Consider the following 6,620-nt stretch of genomic DNA (forward strand, 5'->3'; position numbering starts at 1 on the left):
GTCAAAGCTCAAGACCGAGGAACTCGCCGCCGAATGGCGCAAGCGCGGCATGTCGATCTCGCTGTTCAGGCCGCGCCTGATCATCGGCCCTGGACGCCTCGGCATCCTTGAAAAACTGTTCAAGCTGATCGACTGGAATCTGCCCGTGCCGATGATCGGCTCGGGCAGGAACCCTTATCAGTTCATCTCGGTGTTCGACTGCGCAGAGGCCGCCCGCGCCGCCTGGAAGGCCGGCGTGCCGAACGAGGCCTATAATCTCGGCTCGCTCAACCCGCCGCCGGTCAGGAAACTGCTCGGCGATCTCATCCGCCATGCCGGCTCGAAGTCGATCCTGCTGCCGACGCCCGGCTGGGCGGTCAAGCGCACGCTCGACCTGCTCGATTTGCTGAACATGCCGATCATGGATCCTGAGCAGTATCTGATCGCCGACGAGGAATGCGTGCTCGACGTGTCCAAGGCCGAGCGCCAGCTCGGCTGGGTGCCGCAATATCGCGACGAGGACATGCTGATCGCCGCCTACAGCGAATACCGCGCCAAGAAGGACGGCCACGCCGTCGCCACGAAACATGTGCCTGCCGAATAGAGCGCGAAGGGAGATTTTTCAGATGACCGTCATGGCCAAGCCGGAACAGACAGGCACGCGAACGCTGGTTGAAGCGCCGGCGCTGTCGCCCGCTTCCATCGCCAAGCCAGACTTGATCAGCGTCGAGCAGGCCAAGGCGCTGGATGTCGCCCGCATCACCGATCTGTTCAAGGCGCATCTCAATCCCGGACAGCTGCATTTCATGAAGCTGCTCGGCTTCCACAAGGTCAAGATCGAGCGCGCCGAGGGTATGTTCTATATCGACCAGAACGGCCGCAAGATCCTCGACTTCTTCGGCGGCTTCGGCTCGCTGGCCTTCGGCCACAACCATCCGCGCATTCTGGAAGCCCGCAAAAAGTTCCAGGAGGAGAAGCGCCAGGAGATCGCCATCGCCTTCATGTCGCAATATGCTGCGGCACTTGCGCACAACATCGCCAAATGCTCGCCGGGCGACCTCGACATGGTGTTCTTGGGCTCCTCCGGCTCTGAAGCCATGGAAGCGGCGGTTAAGCTTGCCGAGCGCGCCGCCGGCCCGAAGCGGCCGAAAATCGTCTATGCGGAAAATTCCTTCCACGGCAAGACCAAGGGCGTGCTGGCGATCACCGACGGCCAACTCTACCGCGCCGACTTCAAGGTCGCGGACAATGTCGTGCGTGTGCCCTTCGCCGACATCGACGCCGTCGAGCGGCTGTTCAAGAGCGATCCCCAGATCGGCGTCATCGTGCTCGAAACCATCCAGGGCGGCGGCGGCATCATCCAGGCGGAGGCGCAATACTGGCAGAAGCTACGCGCGCTGTGCGACCAGTATGGCGTGCTTTGGGTCGCCGACGAGGTGCAATGCGGCTACGGCCGCTCGGGCCGCTTCTATGCCTTCGAGCATTACGGCGTGGTGCCGGACGTGACGGCGCTGGCGAAATCGCTCGGCGCCGGCAAGGCGGCGGTCGGCGCCATGATCGCCAGGCGCGATGTCTATATGAAAGCCTATGGCACGCCGAAGACGGCGATGATTCACGCCATGGCGACCTTCGGCGGCATGGGCGAGGCCTGCGTCACCGCGATCGAGGGCATCAATGTCCTCTATGACGAGGGGCTGATCGACAACGCCGCCTCGACCGGCGAGTACCTCATCCAGCGGCTGCAGGCGCTTAAGGAAAAATATCCGAGGATCATCAAGGACGTGCGCGGCAAGGGTTTTATGATCGGGCTCGAGTTCCACGATTGCTCGCAGACCCTGCCTATGGTGCTCAGACCGGTGGTGAGCGTGCTCGACGACAAGTTGAAAGGCTCGCTGTCCGGCTTCGTCGGCTCGCTTTTGCTGCGCGACTATGACGTGCTGGTCGCCTTCACCGAATATAACCGCAACGTCATCCGGCTCGAGCCGCCGCTGATCTGCCAGCCCGAGCATGTCGACCGCTTCGTCGACGCCTTCGATAGTCTTCTGTCGCGCGGCATCGTGGCGATCGTGAAGGATTTCGTGAAAAGCCAGGTCGGCAAATAAGAGGCCGCCGAGCATGCTGACTAGGCCGTCCGCGCCCACCAATCCGCTGGAACGGTTGACCGGCGCCGGTCTGGCGTGGGGCGAGGGGGCTTACGCGAAATGGGCCGCGTCGATTGGGGCAATTGCGTTTTCGCTCTACATCCTGCTCACCGCGGCGACCGCCTGGTTCATGCCCGACACCAATTGGGACATGCTGCCCTATCTGGCGATCGCCGAGGAAGACGCCTATCCCGATCCACAGGCGCTGCATGATTATGCCTACAGCACGGTCAAGGCAGGCGTTTCGGCCGGCGACTACAAGACGTTGACCGACGATGGCGGTGGCTTTCGCCGCCACATGACGGAGAGCGCCGCCGACTTTCATTCGCTGCTCGGCATGTACCGGATCAAGTTCCTTTATGCGGAAATCCTGTCCAGCCTCAGCCATGTCGTCTCGCCGGTCGAGGCGATGCGGCTGGTGCAGGTGTTTTCCGTGCTGCTGTTCGGCGCCATCACGCTCGCCTGGCTGCGCGCGGGAGGCGCGCTGGCGCTGGCGCCGATCGTCGGCGCGATTCTGATCATGGCCGATTTCGGCGACGCGGCGAGCGCCTCGACGCCCGATCTCCTATGCTCGGCGCTGTTCCTCGGCGGCGCCTTTGCCTATGTGCGCAAGCGGGAGGCGGCGACGGCGGTTCTCCTTTTCCTCGCTTTCATGGCCAGGCCCGACAACATCGTTTTCCTCGCCATTTTCACGGTGCTGCTCATCGCGTTCCGCGAGCGGGGGTGGGGCGCGCTGGCCGGTTTCGCGGCATCCTTCATCGCCTATTTCGCCATCTCGCATTGGGCGCAGCATCCCGGCTGGTGGCCGCATCTTTGGTTCTCCACCATCGAGCAGCATTACAACATGGACGGCTTCGAGCCGCCATTTTCCATTGCTGCCTATCTGAAGGCCTTCGCCGCCTCGGTAGTCCGCGCCGTCACCCTCAACAGTTGGGTTGGCGTGTCGGTGCTGGCATTGGCCGGATGGTATGGGCTCGACCGCGCCGGCTTCCGTCTCGACCGACGCGCCGGCATCCTGCTGGCGGCGCTCGTATTGGGCGTGTTGGCGAAGTTCACCGTCTTTCCGATCCACGACACCCGCATCTATTTCCCCAATCTCCTGCCGCCCTTCCTGCTGCTCGCCGCGCCCTTGATGGCGCTGTGGGCGACGAGCCAGGGCGGGCGCCGCGCGGCGCTGCAGGTCACTCCCGGAGACAAGTCATGAGCTCGCTTTCCAGCCTCGCGCGCACCTTGCTGTCGCTTAGCCTTCCAGTCGGCCTGCTCGATCGCGGCCCGGCTTTGCACGGCACGAAATTCCTCGCCAAAGCTGCCCTAAAGGCCCGTTTCGGCGGCGACGGCCGGCCGTTCCAGATGGTCAATGTTGGCGCCTGCGACGGCGCGCTGTTCGACGACGTGACGCCCTGGCTGCATCGCATTCCCGGGGCGCGCGCCATGCTGGTCGAGCCAATCCCATATAACCAGAAGCGCCTGCGCCCCAATTACCCGGATGCCAGCCGCTTCATCATCGAGCCGGTGGCTGTCACGAAAACCCAGGGCACGATCACCGTCCACACCTTCGATGCCGCAGCGCTCGAGGCCGGCACGCTGCCGATCGAGTTCATAGGCTGCTCGTCGGTCACCGACACCAATCTGATGTCGGGCAAGAACGCCTGGGGCGAGGCGGACGCCAACTTCAACAAGTTCGCGCCGCATCTGAAGGACATCGAGGTGCCGTCCGAGACCTTGCAGACGCTGCTCGACCGCAACGGCATCACCCATATCGACGCCTTCCTGGTCGACTGCGAGGGCGCCGACTGGATGGTGTTCGAGCAGCTCGATCTCCAGCGCTACCGCCCTGGCATGATCAAGATCGAGGTCGGCGCGCTGCCGGCCACCGAGATCGGCCAGGTCGTGGTCAAGCTCAAGACCGCCGGCTACCAAGTCGGCTTCCAGGCCGAGGACATCTGGGCCTTCGCCTGAGCGGAATTCCATTCCGAGCCGAGTCCGCACGCGGGGTCGCGGCGTACCTGCGACGTGTCGCAAACAGGCGGTAGCTCAATCCGCGTCCTCTGCATATTGTGCGCCATTCGAAAGGGCGCAGGCGCGCCCGTTTTATGCTTCTGGAGTCGCGGGCAATGGCAGAGTTTCCGAAAAAGGCGAAGGTCGTCATCGTCGGTCTGGGCGGTATCGTCGGCGCGTCCGTCGCGCATCATCTGATCGAGCGCGGCTGGGACGATATCGTCGGCATCGACAAGTCGGGCATCCCGACCGATATCGGCTCGACGGCGCATGCCTCGGACTTCTGCTACACGACCAGCCATGATTTCCTGTCCTGCTGGACGACGCTCTATTCCATCGATTTCTACGAGAAGATGGGGCATTACGCGCGCGTCGGCGGCCTCGAGGTTGCCCGCGTCGGCGACGATGCCCGCATGGACGAGATCAAGCGCAAGATCGCCTCCGCCAAGGCGTTCGGCACCCGTGCGCGGCTGATCGAGCCGGCCGAGATCAAGGAAAAATTCCCGCTGATCGAGGAGCATCTGGTGCAGGGCGGCCTGTGGGACCCGGATGCCGGCCTCGTTATCCCGCGCTCGCAGACCGTCGCCGGCAAGCTGGTCGATCAGGGCGTCGCGTCCGGCAAGCTGCAGGCCTTCGCCAACACCTCGGCCAAGGAGCTGATCGTCGAGAACGGCCGCATCAAGGGCGTGGTGACCGAGCGTGGCACGATCGAGGCCGACTATGTCGTGGTCTGCACCGGCATCTGGGGCCGGCTTACCGCCGCTCTGGTCGGCGAAGACCTGCCGGTCATGCCGATCGACCATCCGCTGACCTTCTTCGGCCCTTACAACGAGTTCGCCGGCACCGGCAAGGAGATCGGCTGGCCGCTGCTGCGCGACCAGGGCAACTCGGCCTATATGCGCGACACCGGCGATCCGAAGACCGCCGAGGGCGGGCAGATCGAATGGGGTTATTACGAGGAGACCAATCCGCGCCTGTGCCACCCGCGCGACCTGCTCGAAAAGCATGAGGCGCGGCTGTCGCCGTCGCAGCGCGACCTCGACATGGAGCAGATCATGGCGCCGCTGGAGCGCGCCATGGAACTGACGCCGATCCTCGGCGAATTGGGTTACAATGAAGGCCATTCCTTCAACGGCTTGCTGCAGGTGACCACCGATGGTGGCCCGTCCATGGGCGAAAGCCAGAAGGTGAGGGGCCTGTGGTACGCCGTCGCCATCTGGGTCAAGGACGGCCCCGGCATGGGCAAGCTGATCGCCGACTGGATGACCGACGGCCGCACCGCGATCGACCATCACCAGATCGACTATTCGCGCTTCTACCCGCACCAGACGCAGGAACAGTTCATCTGGGATCGCTGCACCGAGACGGCGATGAAGGTCTACAATCCAGCGGTGCATCCGCGCGAGCCCTTCTCCAAGGGCCGCAACATCCGCCGCTCGCCTTTCTGGGAGCGCGAGAAGGAACTCGGCGGCTATTTCATGGAGCTGGGCGGCTGGGAGCGCGCGCACGGCTACGCCGCCAACGAGCATCTCCTGGAGAAATACGGCAACCGCGTGCCGGTGCGCGAGAACGAATGGGACAACCGCCATTTCTGGCGCGTCTCCAATGCCGAGCATCTGGCGATGAGCGAGGATTGCGGCATCGTCAACCTGTCGCATTTCTCGATGTATGACGTCGAAGGGCCCGACCATGTCGCGCTGCTGGAATGGCTGTGCGCGGCCAAGATCGGCGGCGACAACAATATCGGCAAGGGCATCTACACCCACTTCCTCGACGAGGAAGGCATGGTGCGCGCAGACTTCACCGTCATCCGCATGGCCGATCGCTGCCGCGTGATCGACGGCGCCGATGCCGGTCCGCGCGACTTCCGCTACATGCAACGCACCGCGCAGGACAAAGGTTTCGACGTCACCGTCACCGACGTGACGGAAAAATACGTCACCATCGGTATCTGGGGGCCGAATGCCCGCACGACCTTGCAGAAGGTGGTCGAGGATCCGAATGGCCTGACGCCGGAGAATTTCCCCTTCGCGGCGATCAAGCCGATCCGGATCGGCGGCAAGGATGTGACCGCCTTCCGCATCTCCTATGTCGGCGAGCAGGGCTGGGAGTTGCATATGCGCTACGAGGACGGGCTCGCCGTCTGGGACGCGCTGCGCTCTACCGGCGTCATGCCGTTCGGCGTCGAGACCTACGCCAACACGCGCCGCATGGAAAAAAGCCTACGCCTCCAGAACGCCGATCTGCTGACCGAATACAATCTGCTCGAGGCCGACCTTGCCCGTCCGAAGGTCAAGGACAACGACTTCTGCGGCAAAGCCAAGCATCTGGAGTATCGCGCCCGTGAGCATCAGCCGGCTATGCTGTGCACGCTGGTGATGACCGAGAACACCGATTCCAAGGGCGTGGCCCGCTACCCGGTCGGCACCATGCCTGTGCAGGATCCCGCGAGCGGCGAGACGCTGGTCGACGAGCTCGGCCGCCGCTCCTTCACCACTTCGG

Annotated in this window: 5 protein-coding genes; all 5 read left to right on the forward strand. The window is 63.7% G+C overall.

The genetic code is table 11. The features are described 5' to 3' along the window. A partial coding sequence (locus EOA28_RS20180) for an NAD(P)-dependent oxidoreductase (protein WP_148670771.1) occupies nucleotides 1-583 on the forward strand: 583 nt, incomplete at its 5' end. 31 nt (nucleotides 584-614) lie between these two features. Then, on the forward strand, nucleotides 615-2,081 hold the full coding sequence (locus EOA28_RS20185) for an aspartate aminotransferase family protein (protein WP_189342110.1): 1,467 nt from the start codon (nucleotides 615-617) through the stop codon (nucleotides 2,079-2,081). Between the two features lie 13 nt (nucleotides 2,082-2,094). Beyond that, nucleotides 2,095-3,324 (forward strand): hypothetical protein, encoded by a 1,230-nt coding sequence (locus EOA28_RS20190; protein WP_127252933.1) that lies wholly within the window; start codon nucleotides 2,095-2,097, stop codon nucleotides 3,322-3,324. After that, nucleotides 3,321-4,079 (forward strand): FkbM family methyltransferase, encoded by a 759-nt coding sequence (locus tag EOA28_RS20195; protein WP_127252934.1) that lies wholly within the window; start codon nucleotides 3,321-3,323, stop codon nucleotides 4,077-4,079. The genes EOA28_RS20190 and EOA28_RS20195 overlap by 4 nt, the downstream gene beginning before the upstream one ends. Nucleotides 4,080-4,234: 155 nt before the next feature. Beyond that, nucleotides 4,235-6,620, forward strand: a 2,386-nt coding sequence (locus tag EOA28_RS20200) for an FAD-dependent oxidoreductase (protein ID WP_148670772.1), incomplete at its 3' end; no start/stop codon positions are given.

Origin of the sequence: Mesorhizobium sp. M2A.F.Ca.ET.067.02.1.1 (assembly GCF_004023285.1) — a bacterium.
Classification (GTDB): Bacteria; Pseudomonadota; Alphaproteobacteria; order Rhizobiales; family Rhizobiaceae; genus Mesorhizobium.

What these genes read in the sequence shown, in the direction of transcription:
- EOA28_RS20185 (WP_189342110.1), top strand. Translation starts at nt 615, where the DNA reads ATGGCCAAGCCGGAACAGACAGGCACGCGAACGCTGGTTGAAGCGCCG.
- EOA28_RS20190 (WP_127252933.1), top strand. Translation starts at nt 2,095, where the DNA reads ATGCTGACTAGGCCGTCCGCGCCCACCAATCCGCTGGAACGGTTGACC.
- EOA28_RS20195 (WP_127252934.1), top strand. Translation starts at nt 3,321, where the DNA reads ATGAGCTCGCTTTCCAGCCTCGCGCGCACCTTGCTGTCGCTTAGCCTT.